Here is a 17,854-nt window from a genome sequence, read left to right as displayed (position 1 = left end):
GTAAATAAATAGTAAGGAAGCAAATGTCACAGGAAAAAATTTTAGAACCAGATACACTAATAACCTCTAAAACAGATTTAAAAGGGGATATTATTTATGCAAATGATGATTTCTTAAAATATGCAGGATATAAAATGAACGAGATTTTATATAAACCTCACAGTATTGTGCGTCATCCTGATATGCCAAGAACAGTTTTTAAATGTTTGTGGGATTACATACAAGATGGAAAGGAAATTTTTGCCTTTGTAAAAAATAAGACTAAACAAAATGATTATTATTGGGTTTTTACTAATGTTACAGCCTCATTTGATGAACAAGGAAATATTATAAATTATTATTCAGTAAGAAGAAAGCCTAAAAGAGAAGCCATACCGGTTATAGAACAAGTTTATAAGATTTTATTGGAAACTGAAAAAACTGGGGGTATAAAAGCCGGAGTAAATGAGTTGGTGAAAATAGTTAATTCCTATGGCATGAGTTATAACCAGCTAATTTTAGAACTTCAAAAATAATTTTAAAAAAAATTGAAATTTTTTTATAAATAAGATACAATTACTCTTATTTATTTAAATTTTTTAAAAGGAGTTAATATCTATGTCTTCAGAAAAAGTTCTAACTTCGGATGTTTTGATCACATCAAAGACAAACTTAAGAGGTGAGATTATTTACGCCAACGAAGATTTTTTAAATTATTCTGATTATAAAATCGATGAGATTTTATACAAACCTCATAGCATCATGCGTCATGCTGATATGCCAAGAACTGTTTTTAAATATCTATGGGATAATATCCAGCAAAAAAAAGAAGTCTTTGCTTTTGTAAAAAATAAAACAAAATTTAATGATTATTATTGGGTTTTTGCAAATATAACTGCTTCTTGTGATGCCAATGGAAATATTTTAAATTATTACTCAGTAAGAAGAAAACCAAAAGCAGAAGCTGTTAAAACAATAGAGGAAATTTATAAAGTTCTTATAAAAAAAGAAAAGCAAGGTGGTATAAAAGCAGGACTTGAAGAGTTGAATGCTGTGGTAAAATCCTATGGAATGAGCTACAATGAATTAATAATGCAAATTCAAAAATAAAGGAATGTTGATGAAAAATATTTTATTAGTTGGTATAGGTCTGGGTATTTTATCTTGTGTAAATTCTATATATTTTATGGATTTTATTTCTTTTGGATTTTCTTTGGCTTTGCTTTTGTTATTTGCTTTTGCTTTTGCTGTGTTAAAAAAAGAAGATCAATTTAGTGATAAAATCTTAGATCTTAGCAGAGAATTAAAAAATGGTAATTTTGATTCAAGGATTGTATATATTAAGTGCAGTAACAAAAAACTTAAAGAAATTGCAGATAATCTTAATAATACCATTGACGGCTTAGAAGCTTATTTGAGGGAAATTAACACTTCTATTGCTTGTTCTCAAAAGGGAGAGTATTTTAGAAGAGCTATTCCTGAAGGTTTAAAAGGAATTTTTGTTCAAAATATTAAATTTATTAATAAAGCTTTAGATGATATAGAAAAAACAGGAAAATCTGTTTTTAAAAATGCCTTATCAAGAGAATTGATGGATTTAAGTTTAAATAGTCAAAACAAAAATTTAAATGATTTATCTTCTGCTTTAAATGGAATTATTAAGTTAATGAGAGAGGTTTTTGATGATATCAAGATTATCTCAGATACTGCTCAAAGGAATGGCTTAGAAGTGGGTAATTTACAAGATTCAGTTTCTTCTATGATGCAAGTAGCTGATGAGAGTAAAAATGCTGTTAATACTTTTGCATCAAATGCTCAAAGTATTAATGCAATTGTAGAAGTTATAAGAGATATAGCAGATCAAACCAATCTTCTTGCGCTAAATGCGGCTATTGAAGCTGCTCGTGCTGGTGAACATGGGAGAGGTTTTGCTGTGGTTGCTGATGAAGTAAGACAACTTGCTGAAAAAACACAAAAAGCAACTGGTGAGATTACCTTGGCAATTCAAGTAATGAATCAAGAAATTGGTTCAATACAAGAAAATAGTGAAAAAGTATTCGATATTGCAAATTCTTCTAATAGTAAAATTGCTGATTTTAGTGAAGCATTTAGAGAATTAGAGGATAAAAGCTCTCATTTGGGAAGAGAATTTATTAATTTTGCTTCTGATTTGACTTTATCGGCTATGAAAATAGATCATATTTTATATAAATCAGATGTTTATCTAACTCTTAATGGCTCTCAGCAAAAGCTACAAAATCTTGAACCAATCTCTAGTTTATGCAAAGATGAAGATGCAAAAAGTATTTTCTCTCCTTTAATCTCTCAAAATGAAATGGATTCTAAGAGTGAAAAAATTCAACATTCTGCAAATAAAGCTATAGAAATAGCTAAAAAAGAAAATATTTCAAAAGAAGATTATGATACAATTATTAGTGATATAAGAGAGTTGGAAAAAGATAGCAAATTAATTATGGACAAACTAGAAGCTTCATAAGCTTCTAGTTTTTAAGCAAGAGCTATTTTTAAAACTTCTTGTAAATTTTTTACCCCAATTATTTTCAAATTTTTTACTACTTCCTCTGGGATATCTTTTAAGTCTCTTTCGTAATTTTTATGTGGGATAATGGCTGTTTTAATATCGGCTTTGTAAGCAGCAATTAATTTTTCTTTTAAGCCACCTATTGGTAAAACATTACCCATTAGGTCAATCTCTCCTGTCATTGCAACATCAGACCTTACTTTTTTGCCACTAAAAATAGAGGCGATAGCTGTGGTGATTGTTATGCCTGCACTTGGTCCATCTTTTGGTGTTGCACCATCTGGAACATGAATATGAAGATTGTATTGATTGTAAATACTTTCATCTTTTTTATAAAAAAGATTTTTTGGTGTTTTGATTTGCTCTTCATCAATTAAATTTTTAATAAGACTTTGGGCAATTTTTGCTGATTCTTTCATCACATCACCCAAACTTCCTGTAAGAGCTAATTCACCTTTACCTTTGATTTTGATAGCTTCAATTTTTAATACATCTCCACCTACTGCAGTCCATGCAAGTCCATTTACTTGACCGATTTTGTTTTCTTTTTCATGTTTTTCTATTTCAAAGACTTTTTTATTTAAAAAATCTTTTAAATTTTTAGCATTAATTTTAATATTTTTAATATTTTCTTCTAAAAGAAGTTTTTTAACACATTTTCTACAAATTTCAGCAATCTTTCTTCTTAAATTTCTTACACCCGATTCTCTGGTATATTCATTGACTATTAATTCTATAGCTTCATCATCAAAGTTAATTTCTTTTTCTTTGAGTCCATGTTTTTTTATTTCATCAGGTATGAGATAGTTTTTAGCTATTTGGAATTTTTCTTGAGGAGTGTAAGAGCTAAGCTCTATAAATTCCATTCTATCTTTTAGCGCAGGTGGGATTAAACTTGCATCATTTGCAGTAGCTATGAAAATAATTTTACTTAAATCAATATTGAAATTTAGGTAATAATCTCTAAATTTAGTATTTTGTTCAGGATCTAAGATTTCAAGTAAAACTGCACTTGGATCTCCTCTATGATTGCGACTTAGTTTATCAATCTCATCAAGTACTACCACAGGATTGCTTTGTTTTGCTTCTATTAAGCCTTGTACGATACGTCCTGGCATAGCTCCTATATAGGTTCTTCTATGGCCTCTTAATTCATTAACATCTTCAAGTCCTCCAAGAGCTATGCGAACAAGTTCTCGTTTTAAAGACTTTGCAATAGAATTTGCCAAAGAAGTTTTTCCCACGCCAGGAGGGCCAACAAGACATAAAATTACTTTTGCGCCATCTTTATCTTTGATTTTACGTTTTTCTAGTAATTCTTTTACAGCAAAATATTCTTCAATGCGCTCTTTTGGTTTATTTAATGCATAATGATCACTGTTAAGCTGTAAAGATACATCCTTTAGATTAAGTTTTTTCTTTGAAGAGTATTCAAAAGGTATGTCTAAAACTGTTTCTATGTATGTTTGTACCATAGAGGCTTCTGAATTATCTTGATGAATTCTTTCATATTTTTGAATTTGTTTTTTGATTTCTTTATAAGCTTCTTCATACATAAAAGCTTTTTTCTTTTCTAATTTTTTATTATATTCTTCTACTTCACTTTCTTTTTGTATATCACTTCCAAGCTCTCTTTGAATTTGCTTGAGTTGTTCTTTTAAGAAATATTCTTTATTGACTTTATCTATTTTAGAATGAACTTTATTTTTGATTTCTTTTTGAATTTTATTTGCTTCAATTTCTTTAGCTAAATAATCAATTAAATTTAAAAGCTTAGTTTCTAAATTAGTTTCGATGAAAAATTCATATGCTTGCTGTTTTTTGATTTTAATGGAATTTAGTATTAAATCACAAATTCTACTAGGTTCAACATCTTCTTCTATGGTTCGTAAAAGATCAGGTGGAAAATAATGACTCACGGTAGATAAAGCTTTAGCTTTTTCTCTTACTACTTCAATGATTGCTTCTTTTTTTGTACTACATAATGGCTCTTGGTGGATTAAATCAACTAGAGCAAGTAAGGGGTCATCTGAGATTTTTTCAACTATCTTAGCTTTGGCATAACCTTGAAATAAAATTTTAATTCTACCATCAGGTAATGGAACTTTTCTCATAATAGTTCCAATAACCCCACAATCATAAATTTCATCAAAACCACGTCCACCTTCAATCTTAGATGGTGCTACAAAAATCATACTTTCATTTTGTAAAGCGATATCCAAGGCTTTGATATTTTGCATATCATTTAAAAAAATCGGTGTTATCATAAAAGGGTATAAAAAAAGCTCATCTTCCACAAGAACAGGAAGTTTTGTTGGATAGTTTTGAGTATTTTCTAATTTCATTACATTATACCTTCTTCAAATATTTTTCTATACCAAGGAAGTTCTGGTTTAATCATATCAATTTTATTAAAATCGGAATTTTCTATTTTTTGCTTATAAATCTCATAGCTTTGCTCTCTATTTTTTTTCTGATATAATTCTGCTATGCTGGTATCAAGATAAAAAACTGCAAGATTAAATTTAGTAAGCATGGTGTCAATTAAATCATTATATTGCACATTAGGATAGCTTTGATTGTATTCTTTGATTTCTTCTATTGTTTTTAGCATTAGCGCTTGATTACGATTTGGAACAGCAAAAGAGTCAAATTTGGCTTTGATTTTTAAATATCTTATATAAGCTACATTTTGTGAATCGCCAAATTTATTTAAGTATTCATCAAGATAAAAATTTGCCATTTCATATTCTTCTTCACTAATGTGAGCTTGAGCTAATATAAGTAAAGTTTGTTCTAATAATGGATCAGCTATATGTTCAGCTGCCATTGAAGTATAATGTTTATCAGCTGCTTCAAGATTTTTTTCTTGTAAATCTTTTATAATTTGTTGATACCATTCCATAGAGCTTAGATTATACAAATCTTCGGCTTTTTTTGAGCTGCATGCTCCTAAAAATAGCCCTGCAATAATAAGTGAAAAAATAAAAAGTTTTTTCATTGTGTTACCTTAATAAATTTAATAATTATAATTATAATGTTTTTATGTTTATGAAATTGTTAATTTTTAAAACTAAAATTATAGTCAAAAACTCTTAATTAAAGTAATTTTGAAAATTGGAACTAAAATTGCTTAATGAGTTGTAATTTCTTAGTCAATAGATTTTAGGAGGCAAGATGAACTTAGAAGTTAAATGTCCTATTTTGGGTTTTGAAGACACCAAGAATATGAATTTTTACAAGATAGATGAGGTTTTTTATAGACTTAAAAGCCTTGATGGCAAAGATTTTTCTTTTGTAATGATCGATCCTTATATGATCCGTCCTGATTATGATTTTGAAGTGCCTGATTATTATCAAGAATTATTAGCTTTAAATGAACAAACAAATTTTGGTGTATTTGTTATTGTGGCTATTAACGAACCATTAGAAGAATCTACAGTTAATTTTTTAGCACCTGTTGTGATGAATTATGATAATAATTCTTTAGTGCAAGTAATTTTAGATACAAGTAAATATCCTAATTATTTTCAATCTGAAAAGATTTCAGCTTTTATTAAACAAACAAAATAATGTCTGAAATTTATATTTTAGGAAATGGTGCTATGGCTAGTGCTATAGCAAAAGGTATAGGTGATGCTTATGAGGTGATAATAGTTGCAAGAGATTTAAAAAAGGCAAGTAGTTTGAATTTCAAAGTCATATCATACAATGAGTTTGATATGGATAATAAAAATATTATTTTGGCTTTTAAACCTTATGCGTTAGAAGAAGTAGCTGTTAAATTAAAAGGCAAGGCAAGATGGCTTATTTCAGTTTTAGCAAATACTACTTTTGAGCAACTTCATTGTATTGATGCACAAAATTATATAAAAATTATGCCAAATACAGCAGCCCAATTTAAAGCCTCAGCGACTGCGTATTTGATGGAAAATGATTTATATAAAGACGAAATTTTATCATTGCTAAGTACTTTTGGTAAAGCTATAAGTTTACAAAATGAAAAAGAATTTGATATAGCTATGGTTTTGAGTGGTTGTGCTCCTGCGTTTTTGGCTTTGGTAGCAGAAAGTTTAGCTAATGCGGGTGTGAAAAATGGTTTAAAAAATGAGCTTAGCTATGAGCTTACTCGCGCAAGTTTTGAAAGCTTTGGTGCTTTATTTAACCATATACATCCTGCTATTATTAAAGAAAAAATTTGTTCTCCGGCAGGGGTGACTATAAGAGGGGTTGAGGCTTTAGAAAAAAGAGCTTTGCGTGGTGCTTTTTTTGAAGCTTTTAATGCAAGTTTAAATAAATGAAGCAAGCTTTTAGTCTCCTAGAGCTTGCTTTTTGTATTGTAATTTTATCTTTTGTTTTTGGAACTTATTTTCTTATATTCACAAATAAATCCTTAAATGTTATATGGCAAAATCAAATCCTTTTTAATGAAGAAAAAGAATTATTTATGCAAAATCCTTCATATAAAGCAAAAGAAATAAATATAAATACTTATAATTTTTTAGAATACACTAGTGATGAGTTTAAACTTAAATCTTTAAAAATAAAAGATTTATCTTACAAAGAAGCTTTTATAGATGAAAAAAGCTTTTAGTTTATTGGAGCTTGCACTAAGCCTTGTTATCTTGGGTGTATTGATTGTTATCTTAAGCAATCCAGCTATACATCTTTATAATCATAGCTATAAAATTAAAAATTCCAACACAGTATTTTTAAATTTAAACCAAGCTTTGCTTAGTATGGAAAAAATTTATCATTCTTGTTTAAATGTGATATTGACAAGTAGATCTTTTGAGTGCTATATGAGTGCAAATGATGATATTTTTTATGATTTATCATTAAAAAAATTAAACTTCAGTGGCATTATTTTAGAAAACAATGAAAGTTTTTTTAGTCCAAAAAGCAATTTGCATTTTATAGAAAACGGAAGCTCTAAAGGAATTTTAAGTAATTATAAAGATATGCATAGTGAAAAAAAATTAAAAATATATGCTAATGATTATATGTATTTTTATGATATACAAAATTCAAAAATTTATAAATTGCTAGTAAATGATAGAGAGAAAATCCATTTTCTTAATGAGAAATTTAGCGGATTTTATACTATTTTATATGCTTATGTTAGGGTGTATTTAGAAAATGAAAATATTTATATGCAAATAGATGATTTAAATCATAACAAGCGATCTTTTTTATTAGCTCAAAATATCTCAAAGCTTATTTTCAAGCAAGATGATAAGGCGCTAAAAGTTTTAATATGTGATAAAAGTCAAAATGAATGTTTATCTAAGTGGATGTTTTTATGAAAAAATCGTTTGCTATGGTTTATACTATATCTTTTATTTTATTTATCTCTTTTGTTATGGTATTTGTAATAAAAATTTCTTCATATTCTCCAAGAATTATAAAAGATTTAACTCTCTATACTCAAGGAAAGATTTTACTTCATGATGCAAAAGAGCTTTCTAAATATTTTTTATATCAAGCATATTTAGAGGGTAAAGAATGTTTAAAAGAGTATAATTTTGAATATAATAATATAAAAATACGAATTGATTATACTTATCCTTTGGGTGAGTGTAAAGGATATAAATTGATAGCAAATGATACTAATACAAAAAGCATTATAGCGGTAAATATTAGCGTATTGCTAAATGATAATAAAGCAGTAAATGAAGAAGTGTTTTTACAAAAAAGTTTTTTTGTTTATCCTAAATTAGATTGAATGTAAGTTTGAACTCCAATGGCTATCATTTTTACTCCCATAGCCATAATAAAAACTAAAGCAATACGTGAAAAAACATAAAGCACAAGCTTTCCTATGACTTTTTCAATGGTAGCTGAAAAGTGAAATAAAGCAAAAATAAAAGCAAAGGTAAGTAATACAGAAGCTATAGCTATAGCTAAATTTTGATCTTCTGAAATAACCACTACTGTTGAAAGTGTTCCAGGGCCTACTAGCATAGGAAATGCCATTGGCACTATACTTTTTTTCAATAATTCTTTATGACTTAATCCTTGATAATGTTGAAATTGAGAACTTGATGGAGTAAAAAGTAAATTTTTAGTACTCATAATGATTAAAATCAAACCACCCGCAACTCGTAAATCATTAATATCTATTTTAAATAAATATTTCATGATAAACGGTCCAGAAAGTAAAAAAACTAAAACAATACAAAATGCAGTATAAATGATATTTCTAAAAAGTTTTTTTCTCGTATCAGCATCTAGACCTTCAGTCATTGCGATAAATTGTGGAAGATTTCCAAAAGGATTTAAAACTGCTATGATAGCAACAGAAGCAAGCAAAATAATGTAAATTTCAGATTCTATATCTGAAAACATAAGGCAACCTTTTATTTTCCCAAGCTTAAAAGCTTGGGATTGATTTAATAATTATAGTCCCTCAAAAGGATTAGTAACAACTTCTTTTCTATCTACAATATAAGGGATAAGTGCTACATGTCTTGCACGTTTAATAGCAATTTCAACCATTTCTTGGTGTTTTTTGCTAGTGCCTGTTAAACGGCGTGGCATGATTTTAAATCTTTCTGATAAAGCATGTTTTAGTAATGCTGTATCTTTATAATCGATAAAATCAACTTTAGCTTCTGTATATTTGCAATATTTACGTGAATATTTTCTTTTTTCTGCCATGTTTTTTCCTTTAAAATGGTAATTCTGTATCATCATCATATTTATCAATATCAATTTCCTTCATAGGAGCTTCCTTTTGAGGATTTTGATAAGTGTTAGATGGATTTGTTTTAGTTTGTACTTGAGCATAAGGGTCAAAACTTTGTTGGTGGTTAAAATTTTGATTATAGCCATAATTTTGATTGTCAAAATTGTTTTGTTGGTTATTTTGTATAGTTGAACCTAGCATTTCTAAATTCTCAACTTGAATGCTGTGTTTTGATCTATTTTGTCCATTTTGATCGCTCCACTGCTCAAATCTCAAACGACCTTCAATTAAAACCTTACTACCTTTATTAAGGTATTGATTAGCAATTTCTGCTGTTCTACCAAAAAAACTAATGTCGATAAAGCAGGTTTCTTCTTTTTTTTCTCCTGTGTTTGTGCTAAATCTTCTAGTTACAGCTATAGCAGAAGAGCCTATCGCGCTACCTGATGGAGCATAACGCATCTCTATATCCCTTGTAAGATTACCTACTAAAACGACTTTATTAAACATTAATTAGCCTTCTGTACTTTCACTAGCTTTGATTTCTTTTTTATTTTGTTTGATACCTTTGCTTAGTTTTTCCCAAGCTGCAATTTCTTTTTTGTTTTCATATTTTACGATTAAAAATCTTATAACTTCTTCAGTGATTCTTAATACCCTTTCAAGCTCAGCTATTAAATTTGTAGGAGCTTTGAAATAAATCACAAAATAAGTTCCTCTTTCGTATTTTTTAATTTTGTACGCAAGTTTTCTTGTTCCCATTGGAACTACGCTTTCAATTTCTGCGCCATTTTTTGTAAGGACTTCTTTTACGAATTCCAACTTAGCACTTACTTCTTCTTCTGTAAGTGTTGGTTTTAATATGAATAAAACTTCATAATGTCTCATTTAATTTCTCCTTATGGATATAAAGCCTAAAATTTTTTAGGCAAGGATTTGCATAAAATGCAAATTTCATTCTACCATAAGTTTTCTTAATTTAACTTTTTAATATGGTGCTAAGTTGTAAAAGTGTTGCGATTAAAAACTCTTTTTTTTCTATTTTAGAATTCTTTTTTAATTCATATTCGCAATTACAAAGTGTTAAAAAAATATGCTTATATTGTGATATTTTGATCACAAGAGCTTGTTTTTGAAGATTTTGTGCCACAGAAGTAGGCGGGACATAGCCTAAAATTTCTTTTAAGTCTAAATTTCCGTAAATTTTAACATGCAAAGCAATTTTAAAAAGTCTAGAAAAATTTGCATATAAGGCGTTAATCAATGCTATTTCATTGTAATTTTCTAAAATACTTTCAAGTTCGTTTCTTAAATCTTGTTTTTGCATTAGTTTATCAAAAAAACTTTCAAAGCTAATAGTACTTAAGCTATAACAATGTTCTTGAATGATTTTTTCATCAATATTTAAACCACTAAATTTATTTAACTCATTAGCTGCTAAATATAAATTTTCATTAAAATTATAAAAAAGAGCATAAAGTGCATTTTGGGTGATGTTAATATTTAATTCTTTAGCTTTTAAAGCTAGTAATTCCATACCTTCTTTAGCTGAATTTACTTTATAAAATCTACAAAAATTATTAGCAAAAATTTTCTCCGCTTCACTTTGTTTGGAGCTTTCATCGTAAATTTCAAGTAAAAAATAATTATCTTGTGAATTTTGACAAAGCTGTAAAAGTTGTTTGAGTTCTTTACTTGGGATTTTCTTTTGAGTTTTGATTTCTAGTAGTTTTCTTTCGCTAAATAAGGAAGCACTAGATAAATAATCATAGGCTTGCTTAAAATCATATTCTTCAAAGTAAAATCTTAAACTCTCATCAAAAGAGTATTTATCTTTAATAAATTTAGTATAAAGCTCTATTTGGAAATTATCCGCTCCATAAAGTAAGAAAAAATTTGGAAAATTATTGCTATTAAGTAAGCTTTGGAGTTGATTTTTATACATTTTGATTTCTTTCTAAGCTAAAATGCTTGGTGATTTTTCCAAAAATTTTGGCACTAACAATATCCACTTCAGTGATTTCTACTTCTACATTTTCTAATAAATTTGCCCTTGAGCCAATGATGTTAATTAAAGCTCCCTTAATATCATCATCAAGTTTAACTTGCAATGAGCTTTGATTTTCAATGACTATAGCTTTAAATCTTTTTCCTATATTTTCCTTTGCCCATCTTGCAAATTTTCTATCCATAAAATTCCACGAGACTTTATCTGCTTCTCTTTCTAATAAGCTTAATTCCTCACAAGTGCTTTGAATATTTAAAAGCAAATAATTAAACATTTTTTCATCATGATTAATTTTAGCCTTTAAAAGTCTATGTAAAATAAGATCAGAATACCTTCTAATAGGGCTTGTAAAATGAGTGTATTTGTCAAAACCCAAGCCAAAATGTCCTGCATTTTCACTAGAATATTCTGCCTTTTTTTGTGCCTTGATGATGAGTTTATCTACTTCTTCTCTTATATTTAGCTCATTTGCTAAGACTTGAATGTCTTTAAATAATTCTATGACATTATTTTTAGGATTAATATCTATACTAAGCGTTGAAAGATCGGCTAATAATTGATCTATTTTTTTATAATCAGGACTTAAATGATTCCTAAAAACTCCTATATCAATGAGTTTTGCTGCAGCTTTATTAGCTAAAAGCATGCAATCTTCGATTAAATTATGCGAGGCTGTGTCATTTTCAAGGCGTGTTTTTATGAGTTTATTATTTTCATCTAAAGTCATTCTTAGCTCTTGGGTTTTAAACTCACAAGCATTTTTTAATCGTTTTTTTCGTAAATTTTGAGTGATTTTAAAAACTTCATAAAGCCAATTAATCGCACCTAAATCTTCTTGTGTTTGTAAATACTCATCAACTTCATCGTAATTAAAACGGCGTTTTGAGTTAATAATAGCCTCAAAAAGCTCTTCTTTAATCACTTCATTATTTTGATCTAAGCTTATTTTAAAACAAAATGCTAACCTATCTTCATTGGGCTTTAGTGAGCAAATATTTTCACTCAAAGCTCTTGGCAACATAGGTATGGCAATATGAGGAAAATAAATAGAAAATCCCCTAGATCTTGCTTCTTTATCAATAGCACTATAAGCATGCACATAAGCACTTACATCAGCTATGGCTACGTAAATTACGTGTTCGTTTTTATCATAAAATATCGCATCATCAAAATCTTTTGCATCAATTGGATCAATAGTGCAAAAATTTAAATTTCTAAGATCTTTTCTTGATGGATACATACTCACATCAACCTTATCTCCATAAGCTTTTGCTTCATTTTCACACAAGGTATCAAAAATAGAGTTTTTATTATATAAAGCAAGAGAAATTTTCTCATCTACAAAATCATCATCAATATGCCCTATCACTTCAGTGATATTATTATCATGATTTTCTATTTTTAAAATAGTTCCTAAAGGCAGTGTTTTTAAGGATTTTTGAGAGGCTTTTAAGGCACATGTAAGTCCTGTTTGAATATTTACTCCAAGGACTGCTTCGCCGTATTTTTTAGTTATAACCAAAGAAGTTTCATGGGCTCTTTTAAGTATTAAGATAACTTTAGCACTTGGACGCTTTTTTTTAAGAGGAAGTAATTTTGCCACAACTATATCAGCATAATTTGCTCCTTTTAAATTTTTATTTTCTATGAGCAAATCACGCTTAAAAGCAGGATCAAAACTTTCTAAAAATCCCGTTCCATTAGCTGAAATATCAATCTTACCAAAAGTAAAGCCATCTTTTAAATAGTATTTGTTTTTATAAAATTTAATAATATCACAAGTTAATAATTCTCTAATTATTTGCTTGTTTTTATTGGTAATTTCATTAGCATTTAGACCATAACTTAGTTGATTAAATAATTCTTTCATAAGACTCTTTATAGTAATTTTTCAAAACTTAAATTTTATCATAAAAGGATTAAATTTATATTTTTTAGTTATAATCTTTGCTTTAATTTTAATTTTTTAGGAGTGCATAATGGCTGTATCAATTTATTATGATAAAGATTGTGATATTAATCTAATAAAATCAAAAAAAGTAGCTATTATAGGTTTTGGCTCTCAAGGTCATGCTCATGCTATGAATTTAAGAGATAGTGGTGTAGAAGTGATCATAGGCTTAAAAGAGGGTGGGCAAAGTTGGGCAAAAGCTCAAAAAGCAAATTTTATAGTAAAAAGCGTAAAAGAAGCTACTAAAGAAGCAGATTTGATTATGATTTTAGCTCCTGATGAAATTCAAAGTGAAATTTTTAACGAGGAAATTAAACCTGAATTAAAAGCAGGTAAAACTCTAGCATTTGCACATGGATTTAATATCCATTATGGACAAATTGTTGCTCCAAAAGGTATAGATGTGATTATGATAGCTCCTAAAGCTCCAGGTCATACTGTAAGACATGAATTTAGTATAGGTGGGGGTACTCCTTGTTTAATTGCTATCCACCAAGATGAGAGTAAAAATGCTAAAAATTTAGCTTTAAGTTATGCTAGTGCTATAGGTGGTGGTAGAACAGGTATTATAGAAACGACTTTTAAAGCTGAAACTGAAACAGATTTATTTGGCGAACAAGCAGTGCTTTGTGGGGGGCTTAGTGCATTAATTCAAGCAGGATTTGAAACCTTAGTTGAAGCAGGGTATGAGCCTGAAATGGCGTATTTTGAGTGTTTGCATGAAATGAAATTAATTGTAGATTTGATTTATCAAGGTGGTATTGCTGATATGAGATATTCTGTTTCTAATACTGCTGAATATGGAGATTATATCACAGGACCTAAGATTATTACCAAAGAAACTAAAGAGGCTATGAAAGGTGTTTTAAAAGACATACAAAATGGAAGTTTTGCTAAAGATTTTATCTTAGAAAGAAGAGCAAATTTTGCAAGAATGCACGCAGAGCGTAAATTAATGAATGATTCTTTGATAGAAAAAACAGGACGCGAACTTCGTGCTATGATGCCTTGGATTAGTGCTAAAAAATTAGTTGATAAAGATAAAAACTAATTTGAAAACTATAAATAAAAAACACAAAGTGCTTTTAGCGCTTTGTTTGGTTGTGTTTGGAATTTTTCTTTTTGCATTTGGGGCTTTGTTTTTAAAAAAAGAAGAAAATAAAGTTTTAGATTTCAATCAAACCATAATTAAAAAAGAACCATTATCACCTACAATAGAGCAAGAAAATAATTTTAGTTTTAATGATATAAATTTGACTTTAGAAAATGAAAATTTAGATTTTTTAGATAAAAATATTAGTGAAATTTTGAACTTAAACCCTATAGATACAGAGTTAAATCAAACTAAAGAGGATAATCAAACTTCAATTTTAGAAGTAATAGATCAAAATACAAGTAAAGAATTAAACAACGAAGAGCAAAATATATCAGATAAAAACGAGGGCAATAAAACTCAAATCCTAGTGCAAAAAAATACCAAACCTCGTCTAGCAATTATTATAGATGATATGGCAAGTCACACTCATGTAGATATGCTTAAAAAAACAAATTTAAAATTAATCCCATCTTTTTTTCCACCTGATAAACGCCACCCTTATACAGCAGAGTTTGCAAAGGATTTTGACTTTTTTATGGTGCATTTACCCCTTGCTGCTATAAAATATGACAAGGCAGAATTAAACACTTTACACCCTGGTGATGATATGCAAAAAATAGGTAAGCGTGTAGCTTTTGTAAAAGAACAATTTCCAAAAGTAAAATTTATTAATAATCATACAGGAAGTTTATTTACTGCAAATAAGCAGGCTATGGAAAAATTATTTAGTGCTTTTAAACAAAACGATTTTGTTTTTGTTGATTCAAGAACCATAGGAAAATCTAAAGCTAAAAATTTAGCAAGTCAATTTAATCAGCCTTATATAGCTAGAGATGTTTTTTTGGACAATGAAGATGATATAGTGTATATTAAAAATCAACTCAAACAAGCAGTAGAAGAGGCAAAAAAGAAAGGTTTTGCTATTGCTATTGGTCATCCAAGAGAAAAGACTTTTAAAGCTTTGGTGCAAAGTAAAGAATTGTTAAATTCAGTTGAGCTTGTGTATTTAAATGAAATTTATTGAAAATATTGAGGATTTTAAAAATCTTTTAAATCCGCCTTCAAAGATTTATTATAAGGGCAACTTAGAACTTTTAAATGCTAGAAAAGTAGCTGTTATAGGTTCTAGAAAAATGAGTGTTTATACTAAAAATTGCCTCATTGAGTTAGTATCTTTGTTAAAAAAAGCTAAGGTTTGTGTGGTAAGCGGTGGGGCTTTGGGGGTGGATATTCAAGCAGCTAAAATAGCTTACCCTCAAACTATAGCTATATTTGCTAATGGGCTTGATGAGATTTATCCAAAAGCAAATACAAATGAAATTTTAAATATTTATGAAAATGCTTTAGCCTTAAGTGAAAACGAAGGAAATTACAAGGCAAAACCCTATGATTTTTTATTAAGAAATAGACTTATTATTGCTTTAAGTGAGGTTGTTATAATAGCTCAAGCTGATTTAAAAAGCGGCTCTATGCAAAGTGCAAGACTTGCTTTAGGTATGAATAAACCTATATATGTATTACCTCATAGGAAAAATGAAAGTGAAGGGACAAATTTGCTTTTAGCCACAAAAAAGGCAAATTTAATTCATGATTTTGATGAGTTTGTAAAAATGTTTGGAGAGCTTCATTATGAGCAAAGTGAAGATGATTTATTAAGTTTTTTAAAACATGAAGATGATTTGGAAAAAGTTTTAAAAAAATTTGGTGATAGAGTTTATGAATATGAGCTTGAGGGTTTGGTAGAGATATCTGGAGTGAAAATAAGAGCTTGTATATGAAAACTTTAGCATTAGATATAGGCTTAAAGCGCATTGGTGTTGCTTTGTGTGTTAATAAAAGTATAGCTATGCCACTTGAAGCTATTATTAGAAAAAACCGCAATCAGGCAGCAAATGAGGTGAAAAAATACATCAAAGAGTATGATGTAAATACTTTAGTGGTAGGGGTTCCTTTAGGTGGATCTAGTGAAGATGAAATGCGAAAAAGGGTAGAACATTTCATATCTTTACTTGATTTTGACAAAGAAGTTTTTTTTGTTGATGAGAGTTTTAGTTCTAAAAATGCACAAGAACTTGGCATGGTGAATTTAAAGAAAAAAGATGGCAAGCTTGATTCTTTAGCTGCGTATTTGTTTTTAAAGGATTTTTATGGCCTTACTTGATTTAAATACAGCTTTAGATGAAATTTATACAAATGATCAAAAAAATGCTATATTTGATAGTTTTAAAACACAAAAAGATGTAAATATTTTTAGAAATTCTTTGATTGTTGAAGATATAATTTTAGAAGAAATTTTAAAAAAAGAGGGTGTTAAATTTAAAAAAATAGATGAGTTTTGTTATAAAATTCCCCAAGAATTTAAAAGCAAACTAAGCTCTATGAATGCTTTTAATGAAGGTAAGTTTTATATACAAAATTATTCTTCATATTTATGTGCTAAAACTTTGGGTGTTAAAGCTGGTGAGAGTGTATTAGATATGTGTGCAGCTCCTGGTGGAAAAAGTTTAAATTTAGCTAATTTTATGCAAAATGAGGGTTATTTAGCAAGTTGTGAATTATCTAAAGCACGTTTTTTTACCTTGAAAAAAACTATGGAAAATTATCAAGTTAAAATTGTAAAATGTTTCTTAAAAGACGCACGCATAATAGGCAAGGCTTGTCCTTTGAAATTTGATAAAATTTTACTTGATGCACCTTGCTCAACTTTTGCAAAAATGGGTTTTGAAATACAAAAAAACACAAAAGAAATTAAGCAAATAGCAAATTTGCAAAAAAAACTTTTACATTCAGCATTACTAGCCTTAAAACATGGTGGAGAATTAGTGTATAGTACCTGTACATTTTTAAGGGAAGAAAACGAAGCGGTTTTAGAAAATGCATTAAGGAATGAAAATTTTAAATTAGAATTGCTTGATTTTGATTTGGTTAATGTTGATTTTATATGCGCAAAGAGTGATGAATTTGATTTATCATTTGCTAAAAGAGTTTTACCAGATGACTATGCAGATGGGTTTTTTATAGCAAAAGTGAAAAAACATTAAAAATCAATAAAATTAAATGTGAAAAATGTTTTTTAGTTTAAAACTTAAAGTACTATTTTTAGGTGCTTAGAAGGTAAATTCACACTGTGAAACTCTTGTGAATAAAACGATGAAATCTTGAAAACTTAAATTAAAGTAGTAGTAAATAAATGTAATAAAAAATGTTTAAAGATAAATAAGCACGAGGCTTATTTATCTCTTAAGTTTAATTCGCTAATTAATTTAGAATAAGCTTGATAATCTTTTCTTTTTAGATAAGATAAAAGTCTTTTTCTTTGACCAACAAGCTTTAAAAGACCTAAACGAGAAGAAAAATCTTTTTTGTAGATTTTTAAATGCTCTGTTAAATCTGAAATTCTTGCGCTTAAAAGTGCGATTTGAACTTCTGGAGAACCTGTATCTCCTTCTTTTCTAGCAAATTTTGCAACTATTTCTGCTTTTTTAGCCGAATCTAAAGCCATAATAGACCTCCTGAGCGGTATTAAAATAAAAAGTGCAATTATAACTAAAAAACCAAAAAGAATGCTGAAATTCAAAAAATATGAAATT

The 17,854-nt window shown here is 28.4% G+C and carries 22 protein-coding genes; 13 read left to right on the top strand and 9 right to left on the bottom strand.

The window, feature by feature from the left end; all coding sequences use genetic code 11:
- The first annotated feature begins 23 nt into the window (after positions 1-23).
- The 3 genes from CLLT_RS04850 to CLLT_RS07995 all read left to right on the top strand — a co-directional run bounded on the left by CLLT_RS04850 (position 24) and on the right by CLLT_RS07995 (position 2,476).
- On the top strand, positions 24-515 hold the full coding sequence (locus CLLT_RS04850; protein WP_012661671.1) for a PAS domain-containing protein: 492 nt from the start codon (positions 24-26) through the stop codon (positions 513-515).
- Positions 516-597: 82 nt separating this feature from the next.
- Positions 598-1,089, top strand: coding sequence for a PAS domain-containing protein (locus CLLT_RS04845; RefSeq protein ID WP_012661670.1), 492 nt, complete (start codon positions 598-600; stop codon positions 1,087-1,089).
- A 4-nt stretch (positions 1,090-1,093) separates the two neighbouring features.
- Positions 1,094-2,476, top strand: a complete 1,383-nt coding sequence (locus tag CLLT_RS07995; RefSeq protein WP_305954353.1) for a methyl-accepting chemotaxis protein — start codon at positions 1,094-1,096, stop codon at positions 2,474-2,476.
- An 11-nt stretch (positions 2,477-2,487) separates the two neighbouring features.
- Here CLLT_RS07995 and lon read toward each other — a convergent pair whose 3' ends face one another.
- Complete coding sequence (lon, locus tag CLLT_RS04835) at positions 2,488-4,866, bottom strand: endopeptidase La (protein ID WP_074691842.1); 2,379 nt, start codon at positions 4,864-4,866, stop codon at positions 2,488-2,490.
- Positions 4,866-5,522: an outer membrane protein assembly factor BamD gene (gene bamD, locus CLLT_RS04830; RefSeq protein WP_012661667.1), complete on the bottom strand. Its 657-nt coding sequence runs from the start codon at positions 5,520-5,522 to the stop codon at positions 4,866-4,868. The genes lon and bamD overlap by 1 nt, the downstream gene beginning before the upstream one ends.
- A 176-nt stretch (positions 5,523-5,698) precedes the next feature.
- On the opposite strand from bamD, the gene fliW reads away from it, so the two are divergent.
- The 5 genes from fliW to CLLT_RS04805 are packed head-to-tail and all read left to right on the top strand — an operon-like array spanning position 5,699 to position 8,246.
- A complete protein-coding gene (gene fliW, locus CLLT_RS04825) occupies positions 5,699-6,094 on the top strand; it encodes a flagellar assembly protein FliW (protein WP_012661666.1) in 396 nt (131 codons plus the stop codon).
- A complete protein-coding gene (locus tag CLLT_RS04820; protein ID WP_041570288.1) occupies positions 6,094-6,822 on the top strand; it encodes a pyrroline-5-carboxylate reductase in 729 nt (242 codons plus the stop codon). Before fliW ends, CLLT_RS04820 begins: the two co-directional genes overlap by 1 nt.
- Positions 6,819-7,115, top strand: coding sequence for a hypothetical protein (locus CLLT_RS04815; protein ID WP_012661664.1), 297 nt, complete (start codon positions 6,819-6,821; stop codon positions 7,113-7,115). The genes CLLT_RS04820 and CLLT_RS04815 overlap by 4 nt, the downstream gene beginning before the upstream one ends.
- Positions 7,099-7,827 (top strand): type II secretion system protein, encoded by a 729-nt coding sequence (locus tag CLLT_RS04810; RefSeq protein WP_012661663.1) that lies wholly within the window; start codon positions 7,099-7,101, stop codon positions 7,825-7,827. Before CLLT_RS04815 ends, CLLT_RS04810 begins: the two co-directional genes overlap by 17 nt.
- The gene (locus CLLT_RS04805; protein WP_012661662.1) at positions 7,824-8,246 is read left to right on the top strand and encodes a hypothetical protein; all 423 of its coding nucleotides are present in this window, start codon (positions 7,824-7,826) and stop codon (positions 8,244-8,246) included. The genes CLLT_RS04810 and CLLT_RS04805 overlap by 4 nt, the downstream gene beginning before the upstream one ends.
- Here the strand turns inward: CLLT_RS04805 and CLLT_RS04800 are convergent.
- From CLLT_RS04800 to CLLT_RS04775, 6 genes are all read right to left on the bottom strand, one after another.
- Positions 8,228-8,869, bottom strand: coding sequence for a MarC family protein (locus CLLT_RS04800; protein ID WP_012661661.1), 642 nt, complete (start codon positions 8,867-8,869; stop codon positions 8,228-8,230). The two genes, CLLT_RS04805 and CLLT_RS04800, sit on opposite strands and share 19 nt — an antisense overlap.
- Positions 8,870-8,920: 51 nt before the next feature.
- On the bottom strand, positions 8,921-9,181 hold the full coding sequence (gene rpsR, locus CLLT_RS04795; RefSeq protein WP_012661660.1) for a 30S ribosomal protein S18: 261 nt from the start codon (positions 9,179-9,181) through the stop codon (positions 8,921-8,923).
- A gap of 10 nt (positions 9,182-9,191) precedes the next feature.
- The gene (locus CLLT_RS04790; RefSeq protein ID WP_012661659.1) at positions 9,192-9,719 is read right to left on the bottom strand and encodes a single-stranded DNA-binding protein; all 528 of its coding nucleotides are present in this window, start codon (positions 9,717-9,719) and stop codon (positions 9,192-9,194) included.
- A gap of 3 nt (positions 9,720-9,722) precedes the next feature.
- A complete protein-coding gene (gene rpsF, locus CLLT_RS04785; RefSeq protein WP_012661658.1) occupies positions 9,723-10,097 on the bottom strand; it encodes a 30S ribosomal protein S6 in 375 nt (124 codons plus the stop codon).
- A gap of 91 nt (positions 10,098-10,188) precedes the next feature.
- A complete protein-coding gene (gene holA, locus CLLT_RS04780) occupies positions 10,189-11,154 on the bottom strand; it encodes a DNA polymerase III subunit delta (protein WP_012661657.1) in 966 nt (321 codons plus the stop codon).
- Entirely contained in the window at positions 11,147-13,087 is a 1,941-nt protein-coding gene (locus CLLT_RS04775) for a VacB/RNase II family 3'-5' exoribonuclease (RefSeq protein ID WP_012661656.1), read from the bottom strand. The genes holA and CLLT_RS04775 overlap by 8 nt, the downstream gene beginning before the upstream one ends.
- Positions 13,088-13,196: 109 nt before the next feature.
- On the opposite strand from CLLT_RS04775, the gene ilvC reads away from it, so the two are divergent.
- Genes ilvC through CLLT_RS04750 form a run of 5 tightly spaced genes read left to right on the top strand, consistent with a single transcriptional unit; the run spans position 13,197 to position 17,305 of the window.
- On the top strand, positions 13,197-14,219 hold the full coding sequence (ilvC, locus tag CLLT_RS04770) for a ketol-acid reductoisomerase (protein WP_012661655.1): 1,023 nt from the start codon (positions 13,197-13,199) through the stop codon (positions 14,217-14,219).
- A 10-nt stretch (positions 14,220-14,229) separates the two neighbouring features.
- Positions 14,230-15,288: a divergent polysaccharide deacetylase family protein gene (locus tag CLLT_RS04765; protein WP_074691908.1), complete on the top strand. Its 1,059-nt coding sequence runs from the start codon at positions 14,230-14,232 to the stop codon at positions 15,286-15,288.
- Entirely contained in the window at positions 15,275-16,042 is a 768-nt protein-coding gene (locus CLLT_RS04760) for a DNA-processing protein DprA (protein ID WP_012661653.1), read from the top strand. Before CLLT_RS04765 ends, CLLT_RS04760 begins: the two co-directional genes overlap by 14 nt.
- Positions 16,039-16,425 carry a Holliday junction resolvase RuvX gene (ruvX, locus tag CLLT_RS04755; RefSeq protein WP_012661652.1) on the top strand — a complete coding sequence of 129 codons (387 nt, stop codon included), beginning with the start codon at positions 16,039-16,041 and terminating at the stop codon, positions 16,423-16,425. Before CLLT_RS04760 ends, ruvX begins: the two co-directional genes overlap by 4 nt.
- Positions 16,412-17,305: an RsmB/NOP family class I SAM-dependent RNA methyltransferase gene (locus CLLT_RS04750; protein WP_012661651.1), complete on the top strand. Its 894-nt coding sequence runs from the start codon at positions 16,412-16,414 to the stop codon at positions 17,303-17,305. The genes ruvX and CLLT_RS04750 overlap by 14 nt, the downstream gene beginning before the upstream one ends.
- Before the next feature lie 188 nt (positions 17,306-17,493).
- Here CLLT_RS04750 and rpsO read toward each other — a convergent pair whose 3' ends face one another.
- A complete protein-coding gene (gene rpsO, locus CLLT_RS04745; protein ID WP_012661650.1) occupies positions 17,494-17,766 on the bottom strand; it encodes a 30S ribosomal protein S15 in 273 nt (90 codons plus the stop codon).
- Positions 17,767-17,854: the final 88 nt, after the last annotated feature.

It is taken from the genome of Campylobacter lari subsp. lari (genome assembly GCF_013372185.1).
Classification (GTDB): Bacteria; Campylobacterota; Campylobacteria; order Campylobacterales; family Campylobacteraceae; genus Campylobacter_D; species Campylobacter_D lari.
Note: the sequence above shows the minus strand (reverse complement) of the source record. Positions and strands in the feature narration are given on the sequence as shown.